This is a genomic window from Sphingobacteriales bacterium (genome assembly GCA_016719635.1).
In the GTDB taxonomy this organism is placed as follows: Bacteria; Bacteroidota; Bacteroidia; order Chitinophagales; family JADIYW01; genus JADJSS01.
In genome coordinates this window covers 528,644-550,480 of record JADJYT010000002.1, presented here as the reverse complement: position 1 = coordinate 550,480, position 21,837 = coordinate 528,644, and the positions used below count along the sequence as shown (strand labels likewise).

At 42.3% G+C, this 21,837-nt stretch carries 18 protein-coding genes; 7 read left to right on the top strand and 11 right to left on the bottom strand.

All coding sequences use genetic code 11. The features are described 5' to 3' along the window. The first annotated feature begins 78 nt into the window (after positions 1–78). From IPM95_06580 to IPM95_06570, 3 genes are read left to right on the top strand one after another with little or no spacing between them, the layout of a single operon-like run. The gene (locus IPM95_06580) at positions 79–2,451 is read left to right on the top strand and encodes a penicillin acylase family protein (GenBank protein MBK9328975.1); all 2,373 of its coding nucleotides are present in this window, start codon (positions 79–81) and stop codon (positions 2,449–2,451) included. A 10-nt stretch (positions 2,452–2,461) separates the two neighbouring features. Next, a complete protein-coding gene (locus IPM95_06575) occupies positions 2,462–2,869 on the top strand; it encodes a DUF3060 domain-containing protein (GenBank protein ID MBK9328974.1) in 408 nt (135 codons plus the stop codon). A gap of 6 nt (positions 2,870–2,875) precedes the next feature. Beyond that, entirely contained in the window at positions 2,876–3,820 is a 945-nt protein-coding gene (locus tag IPM95_06570) for a sterol desaturase family protein (GenBank protein MBK9328973.1), read from the top strand. Here IPM95_06570 and IPM95_06565 read toward each other — a convergent pair. From IPM95_06565 to greA, 3 genes are read right to left on the bottom strand one after another with little or no spacing between them, the layout of a single operon-like run. Next, on the bottom strand, positions 3,815–4,201 hold the full coding sequence (locus tag IPM95_06565; GenBank protein MBK9328972.1) for an HIT family protein: 387 nt from the start codon (positions 4,199–4,201) through the stop codon (positions 3,815–3,817). The two genes, IPM95_06570 and IPM95_06565, sit on opposite strands and share 6 nt — an antisense overlap. 56 nt (positions 4,202–4,257) lie before the next feature. Beyond that, entirely contained in the window at positions 4,258–4,620 is a 363-nt protein-coding gene (locus tag IPM95_06560; protein ID MBK9328971.1) for a four helix bundle protein, read from the bottom strand. Between the two features lie 27 nt (positions 4,621–4,647). Beyond that, positions 4,648–5,121 (bottom strand): transcription elongation factor GreA, encoded by a 474-nt coding sequence (gene greA / locus IPM95_06555; protein MBK9328970.1) that lies wholly within the window; start codon positions 5,119–5,121, stop codon positions 4,648–4,650. Positions 5,122–5,260: 139 nt separating this feature from the next. Here greA and IPM95_06550 point away from each other — a divergent pair, with 139 nt between their 5' ends. Continuing rightward, positions 5,261–6,619, top strand: a complete 1,359-nt coding sequence (locus tag IPM95_06550) for a glycosyltransferase family 39 protein (GenBank protein ID MBK9328969.1) — start codon at positions 5,261–5,263, stop codon at positions 6,617–6,619. Positions 6,620–6,627: 8 nt separating this feature from the next. On the opposite strand, the gene IPM95_06545 is transcribed toward IPM95_06550, so the two are convergent. Both IPM95_06545 and rsmA read right to left on the bottom strand, forming a co-directional pair. Beyond that, the gene (locus tag IPM95_06545) at positions 6,628–7,566 is read right to left on the bottom strand and encodes a hydroxyacid dehydrogenase (GenBank protein ID MBK9328968.1); all 939 of its coding nucleotides are present in this window, start codon (positions 7,564–7,566) and stop codon (positions 6,628–6,630) included. Then, entirely contained in the window at positions 7,559–8,344 is a 786-nt protein-coding gene (rsmA, locus tag IPM95_06540) for a ribosomal RNA small subunit methyltransferase A (protein MBK9328967.1), read from the bottom strand. The genes IPM95_06545 and rsmA overlap by 8 nt, the downstream gene beginning before the upstream one ends. Before the next feature lie 56 nt (positions 8,345–8,400). Between rsmA and IPM95_06535 the strand changes: the two genes are divergently transcribed. After that, positions 8,401–9,867, top strand: coding sequence for a leucyl aminopeptidase family protein (locus IPM95_06535; GenBank protein ID MBK9328966.1), 1,467 nt, complete (start codon positions 8,401–8,403; stop codon positions 9,865–9,867). Continuing rightward, on the top strand, positions 9,821–10,888 hold the full coding sequence (gene pdxA / locus IPM95_06530; protein ID MBK9328965.1) for a 4-hydroxythreonine-4-phosphate dehydrogenase PdxA: 1,068 nt from the start codon (positions 9,821–9,823) through the stop codon (positions 10,886–10,888). The genes IPM95_06535 and pdxA overlap by 47 nt, the downstream gene beginning before the upstream one ends. On the opposite strand, the gene IPM95_06525 is transcribed toward pdxA, so the two are convergent. Next, a complete protein-coding gene (locus IPM95_06525; protein ID MBK9328964.1) occupies positions 10,889–11,743 on the bottom strand; it encodes a MoxR family ATPase in 855 nt (284 codons plus the stop codon). It lies immediately after the preceding gene. A gap of 136 nt (positions 11,744–11,879) precedes the next feature. Then, positions 11,880–13,067, bottom strand: a complete 1,188-nt coding sequence (locus IPM95_06520; GenBank protein ID MBK9328963.1) for a VWA domain-containing protein — start codon at positions 13,065–13,067, stop codon at positions 11,880–11,882. 77 nt (positions 13,068–13,144) lie between these two features. Here IPM95_06520 and IPM95_06515 point away from each other — a divergent pair, with 77 nt between their 5' ends. Beyond that, entirely contained in the window at positions 13,145–13,663 is a 519-nt protein-coding gene (locus IPM95_06515; GenBank protein MBK9328962.1) for a DinB family protein, read from the top strand. A 10-nt stretch (positions 13,664–13,673) separates the two neighbouring features. On the opposite strand, the gene IPM95_06510 is transcribed toward IPM95_06515, so the two are convergent. The 4 genes from IPM95_06510 to IPM95_06495 all read right to left on the bottom strand — a co-directional run bounded on the left by IPM95_06510 (position 13,674) and on the right by IPM95_06495 (position 21,754). Continuing rightward, positions 13,674–14,390, bottom strand: a complete 717-nt coding sequence (locus IPM95_06510) for a glycosyltransferase family 2 protein (protein MBK9328961.1) — start codon at positions 14,388–14,390, stop codon at positions 13,674–13,676. 71 nt (positions 14,391–14,461) lie between these two features. Then, positions 14,462–15,757: an SGNH/GDSL hydrolase family protein gene (locus tag IPM95_06505; protein ID MBK9328960.1), complete on the bottom strand. Its 1,296-nt coding sequence runs from the start codon at positions 15,755–15,757 to the stop codon at positions 14,462–14,464. Between the two features lie 241 nt (positions 15,758–15,998). Continuing rightward, entirely contained in the window at positions 15,999–18,794 is a 2,796-nt protein-coding gene (locus tag IPM95_06500; protein MBK9328959.1) for a TonB-dependent receptor, read from the bottom strand. Between the two features lie 32 nt (positions 18,795–18,826). Continuing rightward, on the bottom strand, positions 18,827–21,754 hold the full coding sequence (locus IPM95_06495; GenBank protein ID MBK9328958.1) for a CocE/NonD family hydrolase: 2,928 nt from the start codon (positions 21,752–21,754) through the stop codon (positions 18,827–18,829). Positions 21,755–21,837 lie beyond the last annotated feature (83 nt).

The following is a 21,837-nucleotide window of genomic DNA, read 5'->3' as shown; positions in this document are numbered from 1 at the left end:
TCACCTTTTATGCCCGTATTTTTTTGTGCATACGGGAATATTCTTTAATTGACTATCTTTAATCTGCAAATTACAAGTATGTCAGTATTGAATAATATAGGGGGAGTCTTATTGAAACCCATTATCAAAGAAATGAGCAGGGCGCGTCTGCCCAAGATAGACGGCCAGACATACGTGAAGGGATTGAAAGAGGAAGTGGAAATCATCCGGGATGAATGGGGTGTTGCCCATATCTATGCCCAGAATATGAATGATTTGTTGTTTGCACAGGGTTTTGTACATGCTCAGGACCGATTGTTCCAGATGGAGTTAAACAGAAAGGTGGCGAGAGGGAGATTGAGTGAGTTGTTGGGCAAGGCAGCCCTGGATACAGATCGGATCGCCCGAACCATGGGATACGAGCGTGTAGCGAAGCAGGATTGGGAATTGTTTGGGGAGGAAGAACAGCAGATCATCATGGATTATTGCAACGGCATCAATGCGTATCTGAAAAGCGCGGATTTTAAGCTGCCGGTCGAATTTTCACTCATCAAACACCAGCCGGAACCCTGGGACCCGATGGATGTGGCATCTTTCAGCAGACTCTTGATTTCCTTACTGACCTGGGGATGGTACGATGAAATCATACGGGCGAAATTAATTGAAGCGGTAGGACCGGAAGCGGCGGCCGAACTGGATAATACCTACCCCAAAGACAACCCGGTGACTTTGCCTAAAGGCATTGAATTCAATATGCTGGATATTTCCGGCAAATTTGAAGCGATGACAGGACCCTATATGCCGCAGGTAAACGGCAGCAATGCCTGGACGGTGAGTGGCAGCAATACAAAGACGGGAAAGCCGTTCTTATGCAACGACCCGCATCTTACCTTAAAGAATCCGAATATCTGGTATATGAATCATCTGCATTGCCCGGGATTGCATGCAAGTGGTGTCACTTCCCCTGCCTTGCCGATGGTGCAGATAGGGCACAATGAAAAAATCGGATGGGGGATTACCCTGTCTTATACGGATATAGAAGATGTGTTTGTAGAGAAATTTACGGATGAAACCTGTACCAGCTATATCCATGAAGGAAAGCTGAAAGAAACGAATGTCATTGAAGAGAAAATTTTCATCAAGGATGAAAAAATGCCGCATATTGAAAAAGTGTATGAAACGGTGCATGGTACCTTAATTTCAGATGTGACCGGGCATTCGAATATGAAGCTCACGTTATGTTCACTGGCTTATCAGCCGGGTACCGCCACCAAAGGGTGGTTCCTGCTGAACAGAGCGGGCAGCTGGAATGAATTTGTGGAAGGGGTGAAGCATATCACAGCACCCGGATTGAACATCGTGTATGCGGATGTGGAAGGAAATATCGGTTATTATAATTCGGGCAAAGTGCCGTTGCGCGATAAAGCGACCGCCTCCGTTCCGCAGCCCGGCTGGACAGGGGAACACGACTGGAAGGGGTTTGTACCTTTTGAAGAGATGCCGCACGTGCTGAACCCTGAAAAGGGGCATGTGGTAACGGCCAACCACAAGATAGAGCCGGATGATTTTCCTTATTTTCTGGGAGACATTTACATGAACGGATATCGCGCGAACCGCCTCGAGAGAATGATTCAGCGCAAAGACAAACTGGAACCTAAAGATTTTACCGAGATGCAGATGGATTTCTACTGTACGCCCGGTCAATTGTTCGCGCAGCACTTTAAAAATCTGCAGATGGAAAATGCCGAATTGCAGCGGTATGCCGATATGCTGGTGGCGTGGGATGGTGTGCTGGACGCGGAACGGGTTGAAGGAAGCTTGTATAAAGTGGGGAAACTGATGGTGGTGAAGAAATTATTTGAATCAGCCATTGACGATAAAAAACTCATTGATGAATTATTGGGCAGAGGCTTTCACACCATCTTCGGGCCGGTTAACTCTTACCTTGGCCACAACACGCCAATCTTGCTGAGAATATTAGATAACCCGGATTCTTTCTGGCTGCAAAAGGCAGGCGGTATGGAAAAGTTACTCAAAGACGGGTTTAAAAATGCGATAGACTGGCTGAAGCTCAATTATGGCACCAAATCTGAAAAATGGAAATGGGGTCACCTGCATGCTATTGTCTTTCCGCATGCGATGGCAGCCCAGCCTCCGTTGGATAAGGTGTTCAACTTAGGGCCATTTCCGATTGGCGGCGATACGGATACCCCTTTCCAGACGTTTATCATGGCGTCCGAAGGTTTTGGCGGTGAACTGGCGGCGCCCTCGTATCGGCAGATTGTGGACTTTTCTGACTTTGACGCTTCGACGGTAGTGATGCCTTTAGGAAACTCTGAAAATATGGCCAGTCCGTTCTATAAAAATCAATTGAGGGATTGGTTGGAAGGGCGCAGTTATCCGATGTGCTGGTCGAAGGAGAAAGTCAACCAACATACGAAGTATGTCTTGAAACTAAAAAAATTATCTTAAAATCAATAGTATGAAGTATATCTTTATCTTCTTTGTCTCTGTAACGGTTTGCATGGCGCAAAACAATCCGACGAAGCCCAAATCAAAACCGGTAAGCATTTCCATTGCGGCAGATGCGATAAATTATGCCGGCAGTGATAAGGAAGATACGCTGGATGCAGATGGAAAAGATGTATTGATTGCAGGGAATAACAATAAGCTTGTTCTGACGGGGAATGCAAATAAATTACTGGTGACCGGCAAGGACAACGACCTGGAAGTCGCTTCCGTTAAAGAAATCACCGTGAGCGGAAATGGTAATTTTGTAGCCTGGGAGCGTTCCGGAAATGCTTCCGGAAAGCCCTTGGTAAAAGACAGTGGCGGGTATAATAATATAGGCAAGAAATCCGGAAATGCTTTGAATAAATCGGAAAACTGACAACTGATGGAAAAATTTTCTTTTTACAACCCGTTTGATTTTAATGATCCGGTAGCCTATGCGATTCCCGGTTTCATTTTGCTGATTGTCGTGGAGTTTTTCTTTTATTTAAGGAAGAAAAAACAGCTGACCAAAGATTTTTACAGAGATGCTGCTGCCAGTTTGGAATTAGGAATCGGCTCCACCATCATTGATTTAGGGATAAAGGCGATAGCAATCGGATACCTGCTTTGGTTTTTTCAGTTCAGGCTGACGGACAGCGTGGGGCCCGGAAGTATAGAGGAATTCGCTACCCTGCAGTGGCATAAGGATCGCTGGTATGCATGGGTGCTGCTGTTCTTCTGCCAGGATTTTACCTTTTACTGGTATCATCGCTTTGCCCATGAGATACGGATATTATGGGCGGCACATGTTAATCATCATTCCTCTCAATACATGCATTTCTCTACCGCATTGCGTCAGAGCTGGCTGGAATTATTGTTTAAGGATGCATTTTATATTCCGCTGGCTTTGATGGGATTTCATCCGCTGATGATTTTGACCATGCATCAGATTAACTTGATTTATCAGTTTCTGCCGCATACAGAGACTGTAAAACGGCTGCCGCAATGGTTTGAGTATCTGTTTAATTCACCGGCTCACCATCGTGTTCATCATTCCAGCGAAATCCGGTATCTGGATAAAAATTATGCAGGCATCCTGATTATCTGGGATCGTATGTTCGGCACTTTCCGGGATGAGGATGAGAATGCGTTTCCTGTATATGGCATTACGAAAAACATACATACCTGCAACTTGCTGCGCATTACGTTTCATGAAGTACAAAATATTGTCCGGGATGTACGTCGTGCACCGACGCTAACGGCAAAACTTCATTATATCTTTGATGCACCCGGCTGGAGCCACGACGGGGAGGACCAGCGGGCAAAAACACTGCAAAGAAAATTATAAATTGGATTTTATACGATCCGCGATCGACTGCATCTCTTCGGCGGAAATGGTTTTGGAATGCCTGAAATCCAGATCGTGAACCGAATTGATGGGCGCAAGATGTATGTGGGTATGCGGCACTTCCAATCCGATAACCGTCATCCCGATACGCTCGCAGGGAATGGATTTTTGGATAGCCACCGCTATTTTTTTTGCAAACACCATCAGCTCCTTCAGTTCCTCATCTTCTAAATCAAAGATATAATCCGTTTCTTTTTTCGGAACTACGAGTGTGTGTCCTGCATTTAACGGGCGAATATCCAGAAACGCGAAATGTTGTGCGTCCTCTGCAATCTTGTAGCAAGGTATTTCGCCATTGATGATTTTGGTGAAGATGGTCATTTTGAGCTAATTGATAGTTGAAAATTGATAGTTAAAAATTATTAGAGTGGCTTATACTATCTTCTAACAATAGTTGACTTGGAAGTTTTAATAATTGAAACCATTAAACGAATAATTTCTGTACATTTTAAACTTAAATCATCATAAATGGGTTTTGACAAGTATTCTGATTGGTACAATAATTCTATCCAGTACAACGTTTCATTTGCTTCTTTAAGTCCGATAGATAGTTTATGTATAAAATCAGTTTTAGATTCGGCATGTTCTGCCTCCCTATACAATGCACCAATTGAAGTTCCACTTCTTAACAGCTGCTTTGATAAAATAAACTCTTTTTGGTCTTTAGACAACTGTTTGTAAGCTGAAATTATTAGCAATGAAAATTGAAAACTCTTCTCTTTCAGAATATTCTCTTTCATTCTCCATTCTTCATTGTTAATTACTCATTATATAGAAATATCCAGTACTTCCAGTTCCATGGCACCTGCCGGAATCTGAATGGTAACTTTCTCTCCTCTGGTTTTGCCCAGCAATGCAGCTCCTATAGGTGATTTTACAGATATCTTCAACTGTTTTAAATCCGCTTCTTTTTCGGAAACCAACTGATAGGTGAATTCTTTTTTCAGCTTCAGGTTCATCACTTTTACTTTAGACAGAACGGAAACCTTGGAGGTATCTATCTTAGAGGCGTCCAGCACACGCGCATTGCCTATCTCTGTTTCCAGTTTGCGGATGCGCAGTTCCAGCAGGCCCTGTGCTTCTTTTGCAGCATCATATTCTGCGTTTTCCGATAAATCGCCCTTTTCCCTTGCTTCCGCAATGGCTTTGGATGCATTCGGCCTTTCTATCGCTACCAGATGTGCAAATTCTTCTTTCATCTTTGCCAATCCTTCTTCGGTGACATACACTATCTCTGACATACTTTCTTTATTAGAGTGAAAAAAATAGACACGTCCCGAACTGGGACGTGCCTTACATGACAAAGTTAAACAATTTTCGGAAAAACAGCAATTTTTAACAGATTTTAGACTCTTGCCATAAAAAGCTATTTTTGTGGGAATGAATGAACCGTGCAATAATAAGTTGATGTTTAACAGGAATATTTTCATCCTACTGATTATCTCTCTGGTCATAAGGATTCTGGTCTTACTAAGATTCCAGCCCTGGAATCCATCCGTTATGCACGATCAGATTTTAATTTTCGATTCATTCGGATATCACAACCTAGCCTTGTGTATCAAAAATCAGTTTTCCTTCTGCGGGGATGCCTTCAGGACTCCCGGATATCCGGTTTTTATGGCGCTGGTTTATTCGGTTTTCGGTAATCATCCTTATGCTGTTCTTTTTACACAAATATTTTTAAACCTGGTTTCTGTCGTTCTGATGTATAAAATTGGGAAAGAGCTTTTCTCAGACAAGGCTGGCTTTATAGCGGCGGTTTTATTTTCGCTGGATCTGCATCATATCATATTCATCAACTATCTGCTGACAGAAACACTTTATACCACCATATTCCTCGCTGGCTTATTTTATCTGATACGGGGGCTAAAAACCAATCAGGTCAGATACTTTATCGTATCCGGCGGCATATATGGTATCAGTACCCTGATACGCCCGATTTCCCAATACTACATTGCCGGAATTCTTTTATTTCTGCTCATCTGGAATTATAAAAGTTGGAAGAATGGGCTTCGTGTGGCAGTTTTGCTGCTGGCCGCCTACTGTATGGTAATTGCTCCCTGGTGCTACAGAAATTATCATACGTTCGGTCATTTCGCCGTTTCCAACATTAAAGGTTATAATCTGTTGTTTTGGAATGCGAGTTATTACGAAGCGAAACGACAGCATAAAACCATCGAACAGATAAATGATGGATTCCTGGTGGAATTGAAAAAAATGGGATGGACGCCCGAATCCAACCCGTTTGACAAAGAGAAACTCGATGGTGAATTGGCCGGTAAAATTATCAAAGCACATTTTGCAGATTATCTGAAGACACACCTGACGGGAACTGTAAAGATTCATCTCAGTCTCGGTACTCAAAGTTTGACGGAAGTATTGCATATCCCCGCAAAAAAATGGACAGAAGAGGAAAAATATACGAATGGTGTGTTGGTGCTGGCTCAGAAATTCTTTGCCACCAAAACCGCATATGAGATTATAGTGGGATTGTTTGTCGCGATGTTTTTAGTGTTCGTCTATTTCTTCTCCATGCATGGGATATGGAGCATGATAAAACAAAAGCAGGTATTGCTGATGCTGTTTCTGCTGGGTTCTGCCGGGTATTTTGCACTGATCAGCGGAATTATTTCGTATGCCCGATACCGTTTACCGAGTATGCCTTTTTACATTCTGCTCGCAAGTGTGGGAATGGTATGGTGGATGGAAAGGAGGAAACCTAAAGACGATGGTCGATAGTCTATGGACTATTGACTATTAAGCCAAATCTCTATCTTATCCATCAGGACCTTTGCCAGCTTATACTTTGATTCCACCGTCCATCCGGCGATATGCGGTGTCGCAACAACGTTGGGAAAACTAAACAGCATATCGTATTCCAGTACACAGTGAACCTTCTCCCTGGTAATGGGTTCGTCTTCAAATACATCAATACATAATCCACGCAGCTGTTTGTTGTGTAGTGCATTGATCATGCTGACCAATTCTATGATTCCGCCACGTGAAGTGTTAATAATGACAGGTGCCTTCGCACATCCGGCGATAAACCTGTTGTCACAGTAATGATGTGTTTCATGGGTATAGGGTACGTGAAAACTGATCACATCACATTTTTCCTGTATTTCTTTTAAAGAAGTGTTCTTTACATAGCTGTCTTCAGCCTGTTTGTATGTATCGTATACTAAAATATCGACTTCAAACCCGCGTAACTTTTTTGCAAAGGCCTGACCGGTATGTCCGTAGCCAATGATGCCAATAGTCTTGCCATCCAGTTCCTCGCCGCGATTTTCTTCGCGCAGAAAAATCCTGTTCTTCAGTTCATTGTTAGCTTTGTTGATGTTGTTTAATACATTCAGCAGCATGGCCAGGCTATGTTCCCCTACGGCATTCGCATTCCCTTCAGGAGAGCTGAAACAGGCGATTTCTTTTTGCTGGCAATAATCTGTATCCACATTTTCCATACCGCTGCCCACTCTGCCCACTATCTTTAAGTTTGCGGCTTTGTCAATCAGTTCTTTATCCACCTGCGTGTAGGTCGTAATGATTAAAACAGCATAATCTGGAATAATTTCCAATAAACGATCCCGGTCTATTTCCGGTTTATTATCAACGGAATAGCCCAATGCTTCAAACCGTTGCTGAATATATTCATGAATGGCTACCGTTATCAGAACCTTCTTACTCATGGTGCTTTTCTACCAATTTTGTCAAATCTATGAAATCCTGCAAACTTAATTGTTCGGCACGTTTCTGGAAAATTTCCTGCTGCAGCATCTCTTTCGGAACCAGGCCGCTTAACCCGTTGCGCAGCATTTTTCTGCGTTGGTTAAATCCGGCCTTGACAATCTTTCTGAACAGTGTAACGTCAAAATCCAGTAAAACATTCTCTTTTCGTTTCAAGGAAAGAATACTGCTGTTCACTTTTGGCGGCGGCGAGAAACTTTTGGGTGCAATGTCAAATTCCACCTTGATATCATACAGCAATTGTGCCAGTACACTGATGACGCCATATTCCTTGGAGCCATGCGGAGAAGCAATCCGTTCTGCCATCTCTTTTTGAAACATACCTACCATGAAGGGAATGGACTTATAATGTTCCAATACCTTAAAAACAATCTGTGAAGAAATGTTGTAAGGGAAATTCCCGACAATTCCCGTCTGCTGATGCAGTAAATCCCTCAGGTCCAGATGCAGGAAGTCTGCTTCAATTATGCGGAATGTTGGTTGGTCCTTGTTGTAATTGGCCTCTAAATACTCGACACATCGGTGGTCTACCTCAATGCAGGTAAGCTGACTGAATTCTTTTACCAGATATCGGGTGAGGGCACCGGTCCCTGGTCCAATTTCAATGATTTGTTCCCCACTTTCGTATTTTTTTATTACCTTTACAATCTCCTCCAACACTATTTTATCATTTAAAAAATGCTGTCCGTAAGACTTTAAGGCTGTCACAAAACCTGACATTTGTTCTTAGTTTTTTGGATGAATCGACTTACTTTCACCTAATAAAGATATAGATAATGTTGCAGATTTCTAACAAAGCCTCTAAAAGAGCCATCCTGGTGATATTTAACAAAAAGAATATCACGACACTTCCCTTCTTTGATACAGAAGAAAAAAAAGCCATCCAGCATAAATTTGACGGAAATACGAAAGTGATTTCATTTTCCAAACAAACATTCGTATATATCTTATGTCCCGTTGATTCCGCAGAAGAAACACCCGAACTGCATGAAAAGATGCGTATTCAGGGACACACTATTTACAAAGTATGCAAGGACAGCAATGAATCCGATATCAGCCTGGAGGTGCTCGGAGATATCAACAAGAAGGTACTCGCTTCCATTTTAACGGGTATCAATTTATCCGATTATGAGTTTAATAAATACCGTACCAAATCCAAACCTTATAAATTAACTGTCCATATTGACCCGTTATTGATGAATGAGTCAATGGTGGAGGAAATTAATCTTATAGCTGAGAGTGTTCGGTTAACCAAAGATTTGGTCAATGAACCTGTTTCGTATCTTACGGCGGTACAGTATTCCAAAGATATCCAGAAACTCGGAAAAGCAGCCGGCTTCAGTGTGACCGTCTGGGATCATAAGAAGATAGAGCAGGAACAGATGGGCGGAATCATAGCGGTAAACAGAGGAAGTTCCGCTCCGGCTACATTTAATATCCTGGAATACAAGCCGGCGAAACACAAGAACAAAAAACCCTTGGTATTGGTGGGCAAAGGCGTTGTGTATGACACCGGTGGTTTATCCCTGAAGCCTACACGCAACAGTATGGATATGATGAAATCAGATATGGCGGGTTCTGCCGCGGTGGTAGGTGCCATGTATGCGATAGCCAAATCAAAACTGCCCTATCATATCATTGGGTTGATTCCGGCGGTGGAAAACCGTCCGGGATACGAGGCTACCTGTCCCGGTGATGTGATTACGATGTATGACGGTACGACGGTGGAGGTGCTCGATACCGATGCGGAAGGAAGATTGATATTAGCGGATGCACTCCATTACGCCAAACGATTGAAACCGGAACTGGTTCTGGACTTTGCTACTCTAACAGGTGCGGCATTACGGGCAATCGGGAAGGAAGCTGCCGTCGTGATGGGAACAGCTGATAAAGACGATAAAAAGAAAATCCGGAATGCGGCAAACCATACCGGAGAAAGAATCGTAGAATTCCCTATCTGGGACGAATACGGGGAATATATGAAAAGTGATATAGCCGATTTGAAGAATCTGGGTCCAATGGATGCCGGAGCCATCACAGCCGGAAAATTTCTACAGCATTTCACCGATTATCCGTGGATGCACTTTGATATTGCCGGACCGGCATTCGTTCCTTCCCAATATAATTATCGCGGAAAGTGGGCAACAGCGTATGGTGTGAGATTATTGTTTAAATTTGTACAAAATCAATGTACAGATGAGCATGCAAAACCAAAAAAGAAAAGTAGGGATAACGCTCGGTGATGTGGCGGGTATCGGACCCGAAATCATCATGAAAACCTTTCAGGATGACCTTATTTATAAGCACTTTACACCTATTCTGTTCGGAAACCCAAGGGTTCTGTCGTACTACAAAAAGATGCTTAATTTTGATAGGTTTCAATATTCTTCGGTAAAAGGCTATAATAATTTAAGTCATAATGCGCTCAATATAATCCCGGTTTGGGAGGAGGAATTCGCGATTAATCCCGGAACTCCGACGGAAATAACCGGTAATTATGCATTGAAATCGCTGCAGGCAGCCTGCGAGGCACTCAAGAATAGGCAGGTGGATGTGCTGGTTACTTCACCAATAAACAAAAAAGTGATGCATTCGGAACAGTTCCCGTATGCAGGTCATACGGAATACCTGATGAATTATTTTGGTGCCAAAGATAATCTGATGTTTATGGTTGCTGAAGATTTGCGTGTCGGATTGGTCACGAATCACAGTGCCCTAAAAGATGTTGCATCGAAAATCTCCAAGGAGAAGATTCTCCGTAAGCTGCAGATCATGAATACATCCTTGAAACTGGATTTTGGAATCGACCAGCCCAGAATCGCGGTATTGGGATTGAACCCTCATGCGGGAGACGGCGGTGTGATAGGCAATGAGGAAGTCAATGTTATTCTACCAGCTGTGAAAGAAGCCAAAGACAGCGGTATGACCGTTTTTGGTCCTTATCCGGCGGACGGGTTCTTTGCTTCCGGCAATTATAAGAAATTTGACGCCATACTGGCGATGTACCACGACCAGGGATTGATTCCGTTTAAATATATTGCAGGGGAAGATGGCACGAATTTCACAGCCGGTCTGGATATAGTCCGTACATCGCCGGATCACGGCACGGCAGAGGATATTGCCGGAAAAGGGGTAGCGGACGAAACCTCTTTCCGCAAAGCGATTTATGCTGCCATTGATATTTACAATATGCGGAATAATTACACAGACATGCGCAGCAACCCTTTGGTGAAACGCGCTGTATTGCATGATGAGCGGATTTAATTAAAACCGCCTGAATGTATTTTGTGTACTTCGCTTGGCTTTGATGATATGCTCATAGTCGTGTTCATTCTTTAACAAGGAACCAAAATATGGCGGTGAAGTGGTGAGGTAGTCAATCTTCTCCAAATCTTCCTTCGTGTTTTTCCCTAATTTCAACAATCGAATCCAGTCAATCAGCTCAGAGGTGGATGGTTTTTTCTTGATGCCGTGAATATCCCGCAATCCGTAAAATACCTTTAAGGCTTCTTCCATCAAGTCGTCTTCCAGATGAGGGAAATGAACATGGATGATGTCAATCATGGTTTGCCGTTCCGGGAAACGGATGTAATGGAAAAAACACCTGCGCAGAAAGGCATCGGGCAGTTCCTTTTCATTGTTGGATGTGATGATGACAATCGGCCTGGTTTTTGCCTGTATGGTTTTCTGCAATTCATAGCAGTAAAATTCCATCTTATCGAGCTCTAGCAGTAAGTCATTCGGAAATTCAATATCCGCTTTGTCAATCTCATCTATCAATAAAACAGCCTGTTCTTCGCTTTCAAATGCCTGCCACATTTTTCCTTTGATGATGTAGCTGGAAATGTCGTTTACTTTCGTATCTCCAAACTGTGAATCGCGCAGGCGTGCCACGGCGTCGTATTCATACAAACCCTGCTGCGCCTGTGTGGTGGACTTGATGTGCCAGGTAAACATGGGTTTGTTCAGTGCCTTTGCCACTTCAAATGCCAAAAGGGTCTTACCCGTTCCGGGTTCTCCTTTTATCAGCAACGGCTTCTCCAGCGCAATGGCGGCGTTGACAGCGGTCTGCAATTCCTCGGTGGCAATATAATTTTCGGTTCCTTTAAATTCCTGCATGATGATTGTATTGAGTATTAATGAATGAGATTTTTAAACACATAGAACCATAGACTCTTCTTGAACATTCTGCCTGTCATTTGCCTTTCCTTATAGTATTCAAGGTGTTTGATTAAAAGATATGATGATTGTATTCTTAATGCGCCACTTTTTTTCCTTTTAATGTTTTCATGGCTTTGGCCAATCCATCCAGTGTCATCGCGTACATCCGGTCTTTAAATAGTTCTTTGATGATTTGTACGGTCGGCAGTCCATCCCAGTAATATTCATTGCTGGGGTTGAGCCAGACGATATTCGGGAATTTATCGACGAACCGCTGCAGCCACGCAACACCTGTTTCATCATTGTAATGCTCCACACTGCCGCCCAGTGCCGTCAATTCATAAGGCGACATGGTCGCATCTCCCACAAAGATGACGCGGTAATCCTGGTTGAATTTGTGCAATATGTCGAATGTGGGAATTCGATCGTTGTAGCGCATGTTGTTGTCTTTCCAGATACTTTCATATACGCAGTTGTGGAAATAGAAAAATTCCAGGTGCTTTAATTCTGACTTTGCTGCGGAAAATAATTGTTCGCACAATTCCACATAGGGATCCATGGAGCCGCCCACATCAAAAAACAATAACACTTTTACGCGATTTTTCTTAGACGGCTGCATTTCGATATCGAGGTAGCCGGCATTCTTGCAGGTTTTTTCTATAGTGGTGTGTAAATCCAGTTCGTCTTCGATACCTTCGCGTGTCAGTATCCTCAGGCGCTTTAAGGCCAGTTTGATATTCCGCGTGTTCAATTCCACGTCGGAGGAATAATTCTGAAATTCTCTCTTCTCCCAAATCTTTACGGCAGTGCGTCCGCCGCCACCGCCGCCTATACGCACTCCTTCCGGGTTGAAGCCGTTGTTGCCGAACGGCGAAGTGCCGCCCGTTCCTATCCATTTGCTGCCACCCTGATGTTTCTCTTTTTGCTCTTCCATCAGTTCTTTTAAGCGTTCCATCAGCTTATCCAATCCTCCCATTTTTTCAATCAGGGCTTTTTCTTCATCCGTAAAAAGGCGGTTCATCTCTTTTTGCAGCCAGTCGGCAGGTATTTCTTTTTTCTCCAACTCTTCCAGTTCAATATTATGAAAGTATTTGCCAAACAGTAAGTCGTATCGGTCCAGAAACTGTTCGTGTTTGATTAATATGGTTTTGGATAAAAAATAGAATTCCTCTACATTAAAAGCGGTTACTCTTTTGTTTAAGGCTTCCAAAAGATTTAAATATTCACCGATACTCACCGGCAATCCTTCTTCTTTCAGCAGTAAAAAGAAATCGAGAAACATGCATTAAAGTTAACAGGATTAGACAGAAAGAAAAAGGTATTTAATCATAAATTCTTATCTTGTCTAAAATATTGAACATGAGCGAACAATTAGTTTCACATTACAATGACATTGAAGCGTTGAAAAATAAATTCCTGAAAAAGGTTGCCCGCTTGTCACCGGAACAGTTAAACAGGAAGTCCGCTAACGGAGGCTGGAGCGCAGGACAGGTGCTGTATCATGTGGCATTTGCAGAAAGCGGAACCATATTGGTGATTAACCGGAACCTGAAGGAGAATAAAGTCAACTTAAAAAGTGATCTGGTGAGTGTAGTCAGGAACACCCTGCTGGTACTTAGCCTGAAATTACCGTTAAAGTTAAAGGCACCTGAAGTGGTCAGTAAGGTTCCGGAAAGCATCACATTGGAAGAGTTAAAGGATTATTTTGACAGGAATACAATTCAGTTCAGACAGATATTGCATGATTTACCGGAAACACTGGAGGATAAATTCATCTTCAGGCATCCGATAGGAGGTTTGTTTAATATTCAACAGACACTGAATTTTACCAGGGAACATTACCTGCATCACGAACGGCAACTGGATGCGTTATTGTGAGATGGAAGTATTAGGGGAATAAGTTGTACCGTATTATACAATACAATGCCCTGAAGGCATCCTTCATCCCTATTTTCTTACCTTCCTCATAGGTTCTGCCATAATAGGAGATACCCACTTCATAAATTCTGATTTTAGGGATCTTGGAAACTTTTGCCGTCACTTCAGGTTCAAATCCAAAACGATTTTCTTTTAGGCGGATGCCTTGAATGATTTCTCGGCGAAACATCTTGTAACATGTTTCCATATCCGTGAGATTTAAATTGGTAAACATGTTGGAAGCGAACGTCAGCATCTTATTGCCGATAGTGTGCCAGAAGAACAGGATACGATGGGGGTTGCCACCCATAAAACGGCTGCCATACACTACATCCGCAAATCCATCCAGAATTGGTTTAACCAGAACATTAAATTCGTTCGGGTCATATTCCATGTCAGCATCCTGAACAATCACAAAATCACCGGTAGCACTTTGGAACCCGGTACGGAGCGCTGCACCTTTTCCTTTGTTGACATCATGTTTCATATATACTATGGATACGTCCGGATGTTGTTGTTTAAATTCCAGGACTTTTTGTTCCGTTTCGTCCTTAGAACAATCATTTACAATAATAATCTCTTTCTGTATGTCTTGTATAAGTTGAACTTCCAATATCTTATTCAGTATGTTCTGAATAGATCTTTCTTCATTGTATGCCGGAACAATAATGGATAAGGTAGTGCTCATATAATCACAAAAATATAGATTTTGTCGGAAAAGCAGTATTTAAAAATGATATTAAAGGGATAAACAACATTCTAATTAAACCAGTGTTCCTTTTTTAAACGGGAATAGAGCGAATCTGTGACCATTTTTTGCAAAAGTACACTGGGGTGTTTATCTAATTTGCTGACTATCTGCTTCCGGACAGGAAGTTGTTTACAAATAGGTAAAACATCTAAAAAGTTGAGGTTGTGTATTTTAAGTTGCTCAATAAAATTGTTGTAATGCCTATCCATCACAGGGTCATTGTTCCCGGGTAATGGAAAGGATAAGATGAGCATTTGAACATTTTGGGATGATTCTGTTGAATCCAGCCAAACCAGATTCTTTATGTGCTGTTTCAATTGAAGGGAGTCTGAAAAAGGGTATTTCCTGGCGTTCTCTAAATTGTCCAGTTTGTTCCAGTTTTTTAGGAGAAAGGGTATGGCTTTTACGGCATTTCCAAAGCCGGTGAAAGACAGGAAGTTGATAAAGAATGATTCGTTTACCAGGAACGTTGCAGCCTTGCTGAATATTCCGGGTTTATCCGGCGAAGCATTTGAGTCCGATGTGGTATTGGTATCTGGGTTTGTTTCTATGTATTCCAGGTCATTGGGAACATGGACGAGGATTAATTTGTCAAACTTATACGGAAACCGGAGTAAGTTTCCATATTCTTTTTGTGTATGCGCTCCATTCTCGCCTAAATTAAATACACGATAGCCAGCTCCTGTTTTTTTACCTAAAATATCGGACATCCGTTCATCTGGATATTTCGTGCCGTGACCGGCAACATAGCTGTCGCCCAGCATCACCACAATATCCTTCAGTGTATCGCTCTTGGCATCATAAGATGCATCTCTGTATCCATGTTCATTAAGGTTCCAGTATTTGCTGAACCAGATTCTCATACAATAAGCCTCTCCGGAACCCTGACTCACCGGTAAATACATAAATATTATTTCAAAAACCAGGAAAAAGGTAAGGGTGGAATACAGCAGCAGAAAAACATTTTTCAATCTGTTTGAAATGGAAATTCTAAAAATGGCGATAAACGAGATCAAGACTAAAACAATTGAAAGGAGCAGCATCAGCGCTCTCAAATTCAACTTAGCTCCGGAGTTTCTGACATTGAAGGCAAGATCATGTGTATTGTGAAAGATGGCGGTACATAAAAAAAACGCTATGCATAATGGACCAATTGTTTTAAGAAAGACCGGCAGTTTCTGAAATATAGCGGTGGATGCCGGGGTTGAGGAAGCTGATTTACCTGTCGAGCGGACAAAAACCTTGGGTTTGTCCGTATTGGTAGAGTTTACTGCGACAGACTTTGACTTTTTTTTCTTCATCATACGTTGTCAAAATTATATCTGCTCATCAGAATATAGAATAAACAAACGGAGTTACCGCACTGGACCCGCCAAATACGATTAATAATGCGATCAGCAGTAAGAAGAAAACTAAAGGAAATAACCAGAATTTTTTTCTTTCTTTCAGAAACAACCAAAGGTCTTTTAATAATTCCATTTACTAAAGTTAATAAAAAATCCCTTCACAAAAGGAAGGGGTTTTTAAAGATCTCAATCGTACTCATTATTTCGTCCTTTCCAGATCAAATAAGATGCTGCCGTATACCAATCCTCCGATTTCAGGAGAACCGTACGCCTCAATACGTTTCTTATTATAGATATTGGAACCGCCTACCTGAAGGGTGAACCATTTTGGAAGTTCATAGGATACCTGCATATCCATTGTGTGATAGCTGGGAACCAGACCATCTCCGAATGTGCTTTCCCACTTGTAGCTGTCCACCCATTTGAAGTTAATTCCAAATCCAAGCCCTTTCCATATACGTTGTGCAGATATACCAATATTGAATTTATGCTTTGGTGTATTGAATCCGGGGATGATGGGGTCTGTCAGGTTTTTAATATTCAGGTCGGCAAATGTATAGTTGAATGAACCTATCAGGCTCCTCCAGATGTAATAGTTCAGTCCGATGGAGGCCCCGTAAGCATCTACTTTTTTCTTGGCATTTACGGGCATCTGGATTAATTTATATAAACCTGTAAGCATCGCATCCGAACCATTCTCCGAACCAACAATAAAATCCGGATTAGACGGGATATAATAACGCAAATCACCAATAAAACGAAAATAGCGGTTGAAATATGCAGATGCGTCGATATAAAGTTTTTTTGCGATGACACCCCTGTACCCAAACTCAAAAGAATTTACCTGTTCAGGCTGTAATTTTTCATATCTGACTACTTTCAATAAAGTCGGGTCTACTTCCAGAGTGACATTGTAATTGCTTCTGAAATCCTTGACAGACTGAAAATCATAACCTGCCAATCCGTTCAAGTTGCCCAATAGCTGTATTGCCCCAAGGTCAAGGGAAATGTATTGATTCTGCAGAGTGGGCGTTCTGAAGGCCTGTTGATAGGAGAATCGGAAAGAATGGTCTTTATAGGTGCCGATAACGGAAATTCTCGGAGAAAACTGTACCTTAAAGTTTTCAGATTTATCCACTCTCGCGGAAGCGACTATCTTTAAATGTTTTTTGAATAAATCTACAGTTAACTGGGTATAACCGCCCACTTCCCATGTATTCAGATTCATGAATTTCGCCTTCAGGTCGGGCGAGCCATCCGCTAAAGAATCAGCCCTGTTGACAAGCGTATCCGAAAAGATAGAACCAAATGAACGAGGAATATACAAGCGATAGGAAATCCCGCTCACCCAGTTAATATCATGCTTGAAATTATGGCTGTACGAACCTTCGACATGATGCAGAGTGGATTTATCCTGAAATTTAGCACCCGTTACCAGATTAGCGTCATCAACAATAAGGTTATAGGCAGAATCAAACGAGGACGTGCCGGGTTGCAGATAAGCATTGTTAAACGCCTGAGCCAAAGCGTACTCGCGTGTTGCCTGTACATCCGCATCTTCCGGGTCATTCTTAAATGTATTGGTGTATTCGGATAATTTCGAAAAATATTCTTTTACAAAATTAGACACATATCTTGCGATACCGATTTTTGACATATTAATGGCTGCAAATACCATATCATATGATTTGCCTGCATTTTCTATGGTGTTGTAATATTTTACACTCAATCCCTTGTAATCGAATTGTGCCTTATGCTGCTGAAAAAGGATGTTTTTGATATTATATCTGTTGGCTCCCTGGTAAATTCCGGAACCTCTTCCGAATTTGTACTGATATTCGATCTGCATATCTTTCACAGGACGCGCATATAGGGCAACATTTGCCTTTATGCTTTCTGTAATACCCTGAGTCAGGTCTTGCTCTTTATAGCCGGGTGCCTGAACATTGATAGTGCCCGGGAAGGCATTCGGGAAAAAATCCAGATAGGCATTCAATGCCCGGAACTGTCTGGCAACGGCAGTATCTTCACTGAATTGCAATTTTCGTACAATGGTACTTACATTCACATCTGTACCGATGTCACCATATGTGTTGGCTATGGAATCTTGTGCAATCCAGTCTTTTGCCCTGAAATAGCCGCCGCTGACTTTAAACCCAAATACATCTCTTCCATATTTTTTCTTTCCAAAAGCATTGGCATACCTGAGCTGCCCATCAGCCATCTGGCGGTTGCCGCCTTTCAATTTTAATTGAAAGTTTTTGTAATCAAAAGGGTTCTTGGTCTGCATACTGATTACACCCTGAAATGCATTGGGGCCATATAATGCGGAGGCTGCTCCGGAAATTATTTCCACACTTTCGAGATCAAGATCATTCGCACCCACTAAATTACCCACCGGAAAATTAAGGCCGGGAGCCTGATTATCCATTCCATCAATAAATTGTACGATACGAACGGGAGCAGTGGTGTTAAATCCTCTTGTATTGAATACTTGAAAGCCCATACTGGTGGTGGTAATATCCACTTCCTTCAGATTGCTTAAGCTTTGATAGAAATTCCCGGAAGCAACAAACTGTATTTGTTTGGCATTTAATTTCTGGATGGAGGAGGGTGATGTCTGGATGCGCTCACTTAAACGAGAGGCAGAAATGACCACATCATTGCTGACGCGGATTTCCTGTGGGATAAGGCCGATTTGTATTTTTTGGTTCTCCTCACTGATAGTTAATTCTTCGGTTGTAAAACCTAAGTAGGATACTTCCACTACAACCGGTAGTTTTACAGCTGCCTTTATTTCAAAGTTACCCTCGATATCCGTAACGGCTCCAAAATTCGTTCCCTTTATCTGTACATTTGCACCGATTAATGCTTCTTTCGTCGCCTTGTCGGTAATTTTTCCCTTAATGGATATTTCCTGTGCGGATGCATTGTACGTGAGGCACACATATAGGAATACTGAAAATAATTTTAATAAATTACTTAAAGAGTTCATTTGGTTAGATTTTGGTTAGTTAGTAATGTTGCTTAGTTTAATGTAAACGGTTTCGATATTTTCTGATCCTGTTTTTTGACATTAATGATTTCCATCAGATACTGTCCTTTGGCAAAGCCGGACAGGTCAAATACAGCCTGGTCCGTTATCTCACGTACCTGCAGCTTCTCGCCGATCATATTAAAGATGGTGGTAACATACTGTCCGTTTTTATTGACAAATAAAGAAAACCTGCCTTCACTGGGATTAGGATATAAGGTAACGTCCCAGTCCGGCTTGATGGTATTGGGTGCCTGAATGGCAGTTATGACACTCGTGCTTCCGAAAACCGGTAATTCAATGTGTGTCGGGTACTGGTCGGAAAATGCGATACGTTGCACCGATATCCTGGGTGCATACTCTACTCCGTTATAGATATAGGTTCTTCCATCCGCCGGTTTTCTTCTGAAAAATTCGTTTGGCATGACAGGTACACTGGCAGATGCCTGAAAGCGCGGATAATTACTGCTGGAAATCAGTACCTTTATTTTATGTCCCTGTGCAAAGGTATAAGCGATGGGATAGCCCTGAAAATAATATTCGTATACCTTTCCTATGTCAATATTTGAAAACGGAGCATTGTCGTTTTCATTGTTTTCAGCTATGGATTTGGCATACTCTCTTGCGCGGGCATTGACTGCACCTTCCACCACAAAAAGTTCTTTGCCGTCCGGATATACATCTAAAATGCGCACAAAGAAGTCGCAGTCTGTAGGGCCTGAAGCGGTATTGCCCGGATTTGATTTAGCATAAAGTTTGTATTTAGGAAACCCAACTATGCACAACGAATCCGGCAATACATCTGTCTCAAATTTCAGCACACCTTCCCTGTCCATGGTGTATGGTGCGAGTAAGGGATCGGCATAATTCATCTGTCCCTGGCTGGAACGGTCGCCCTGAGGGGTGTTTTCAATCATATTTCCACCACCAACGGTAATGATTGGATTGTCCGGATCATGGACATACGTTTTATAACCCTCATCAGCCGTTGGCTTGACAAAGTTCAATTTTCCGTTCTGATGTAAAAACATGTCGAACCACCTGATTTCGTTCGGAGGAAACACTTCTGTCCCCATCCAGTAATTGCCTGCATAAGAAGTCTGACCGTCGTCACTGGATGCTCCAACTATATAATATCGAATGCTCGGTATGGACGTATAATCATACTGAGGGATACTGTCAACCCTGCCCGTTGTTCCGAAGCCTTCCAGGATAGGTCCGAGTTCAGGCACATCCAGTTTGAATGGGATAACCAGGGTGCCCAGCCTGATTTCAACAGGTACCTGAATTAACCCTTGTTCCCCTAAAATGAAATTCAACAGGTCGACAAAACGGATTTTGTAATCTTCTGAAGGGAAGCGTACCTCTATTTGCGGCAATTGCGGAAGCGGTGATTGCCATTTGGTTGATTTGGGAATCAATACCTTTGGCTCCCCTACTTTATTGTAGCCATGATAATTCAGGTTATACCTGAACCAGCTGATTAATTCTGATTTAGCAATATCGCCTATGTTTATATCGCCATCCGCGCCAATATTGGCAATGTCAATCCTTGTAATATCGGTTACGTTTTTCGGATAAATTTTATCTCCTGTCTTCGTGGAGGCAATGGTCTGATGTGCCCATGGCCCCATTACGATTTTCTGCAGGTTTTTCTTCTGAGTGATGTTGTCCTGAATAAATTTGTGCGTTTCCAGTGAACCATCCACAAATATATCCCACCAGCCGGCAACATGAAACGTGGGCACTTCCATATTTTTATACCTGGAGTAAGCGCCGTCTTTCTGTCCCTCTCCGTTAATATCCACAGGTGCTTTACTGGCATCCATATCAGATCTTCCGATAGAGTTCGGATAATATCCGCAGGGTGAGTTTTCGTACCGTACGGTAACGAAGTGGTCGATGGCCTTATTGGCGGCATCAAATTTATCGGGTGTATTATAATCTTTGGAGGAGTGTATGTCATCATCAATACCTGTGTCTATGCCCATCAGTTCGTCCCGGGTGTCTTTTATCTGTCCTCTTAGCCATCCTGTTACCAGTCCGTCCCTCAGGCAGCCATTCTGATAGCCGGTACTTTTATAAAATTCCAACGGACCGACAATTGGAAACATCGATTTTAAACCAGGTTGTGTCGGATCAATCTTATGAGCGGCTGCTGCCTGTAACTGATTATAACCCAATGCCGATGCGCCAAATGAACCTATTGATCCATTGTATACCAGGTCTGTCGTTTCCATGATTCCATCCCGGTTTAGGTCAAATTTTCTAACCAGTTGGTTTTTTACAAATTCAATCGTATTGTATCCATCTTCGTGATTATTCCCATTTCTGGGATCAGAAGGGTCTGTAATATCCAGCACATGCGTGTAATTATGATAAGGCCATTTTTTCCAGCTGTCAGAATACAATGGCATATAAGCCCCCTGCGAAGTATACCTGCCGCGCATATCCTGAACGGCACCTACGTAACCCAGCAAAGCCATCGCGGAACCTTCTACTGCGCCATTCTTGTCATAAGGTGTTCGTTCCAGAATCATAGGCATTTGAAATGGATTGGGATTCGGAACACCATTAATTGTATCGTAGATCAGATACTGAAATCCTTTTGGTAAAAGGGTCGCATTGATTGGAATCCTTACCTGGGGAAAGGGAGCAGGCAGTAAGGCAAAACTGAAGGTGTCTTTATAGACGAAACTATCCTGAAGAATGGGCAGATATATATCTGTCATTAATTTGGTGCCATCCGGCATGGTAAACGGAACCTGTGTACAGGTTGCAAAGTCGGAAATGTCATCCAGCGTGCCGTTTATTTTAGAACCGGGAATCTCCCTTGCTCCGGGTATGGGAAAATACCTGGTCTGTGATTTTAAAGGGATGAAAATGAACAAGAAGATGAACGAGAGAAAAATTTTTTTCATATCAGACAGTTTTCACCTTAAATTTACAAAGAATATTCATTATGTTAACATTTTTTAAGATTTTTTTTACTGAACTTCAACCG

What these genes read in the sequence shown, in the direction of transcription:
- IPM95_06575 (MBK9328974.1), top strand. Translation starts at nt 2,462, where the DNA reads ATGAAGTATATCTTTATCTTCTTTGTCTCTGTAACGGTTTGCATGGCG.
- IPM95_06515 (MBK9328962.1), top strand. Translation starts at nt 13,145, where the DNA reads ATGAGCGAACAATTAGTTTCACATTACAATGACATTGAAGCGTTGAAA.
- IPM95_06565 (MBK9328972.1), bottom strand. Translation starts at nt 4,201, where the DNA reads ATGACCATCTTCACCAAAATCATCAATGGCGAAATACCTTGCTACAAG.
- IPM95_06500 (MBK9328959.1), bottom strand. Translation starts at nt 18,794, where the DNA reads ATGAACTCTTTAAGTAATTTATTAAAATTATTTTCAGTATTCCTATAT.
- IPM95_06580 (MBK9328975.1), top strand. Translation starts at nt 79, where the DNA reads ATGTCAGTATTGAATAATATAGGGGGAGTCTTATTGAAACCCATTATC.
- IPM95_06545 (MBK9328968.1), bottom strand. Translation starts at nt 7,566, where the DNA reads ATGAGTAAGAAGGTTCTGATAACGGTAGCCATTCATGAATATATTCAG.
- IPM95_06570 (MBK9328973.1), top strand. Translation starts at nt 2,876, where the DNA reads ATGGAAAAATTTTCTTTTTACAACCCGTTTGATTTTAATGATCCGGTA.
- greA (MBK9328970.1), bottom strand. Translation starts at nt 5,121, where the DNA reads ATGTCAGAGATAGTGTATGTCACCGAAGAAGGATTGGCAAAGATGAAA.
- IPM95_06525 (MBK9328964.1), bottom strand. Translation starts at nt 11,743, where the DNA reads ATGCAGGAATTTAAAGGAACCGAAAATTATATTGCCACCGAGGAATTG.
- pdxA (MBK9328965.1), top strand. Translation starts at nt 9,821, where the DNA reads ATGAGCATGCAAAACCAAAAAAGAAAAGTAGGGATAACGCTCGGTGAT.
- IPM95_06520 (MBK9328963.1), bottom strand. Translation starts at nt 13,067, where the DNA reads ATGTTTCTCGATTTCTTTTTACTGCTGAAAGAAGAAGGATTGCCGGTG.
- IPM95_06560 (MBK9328971.1), bottom strand. Translation starts at nt 4,620, where the DNA reads ATGAAAGAGAATATTCTGAAAGAGAAGAGTTTTCAATTTTCATTGCTA.
- IPM95_06550 (MBK9328969.1), top strand. Translation starts at nt 5,261, where the DNA reads ATGAATGAACCGTGCAATAATAAGTTGATGTTTAACAGGAATATTTTC.
- rsmA (MBK9328967.1), bottom strand. Translation starts at nt 8,344, where the DNA reads ATGTCAGGTTTTGTGACAGCCTTAAAGTCTTACGGACAGCATTTTTTA.
- IPM95_06495 (MBK9328958.1), bottom strand. Translation starts at nt 21,754, where the DNA reads ATGAAAAAAATTTTTCTCTCGTTCATCTTCTTGTTCATTTTCATCCCT.
- IPM95_06505 (MBK9328960.1), bottom strand. Translation starts at nt 15,757, where the DNA reads ATGATGAAGAAAAAAAAGTCAAAGTCTGTCGCAGTAAACTCTACCAAT.
- IPM95_06510 (MBK9328961.1), bottom strand. Translation starts at nt 14,390, where the DNA reads ATGAGCACTACCTTATCCATTATTGTTCCGGCATACAATGAAGAAAGA.
- IPM95_06535 (MBK9328966.1), top strand. Translation starts at nt 8,401, where the DNA reads ATGTTGCAGATTTCTAACAAAGCCTCTAAAAGAGCCATCCTGGTGATA.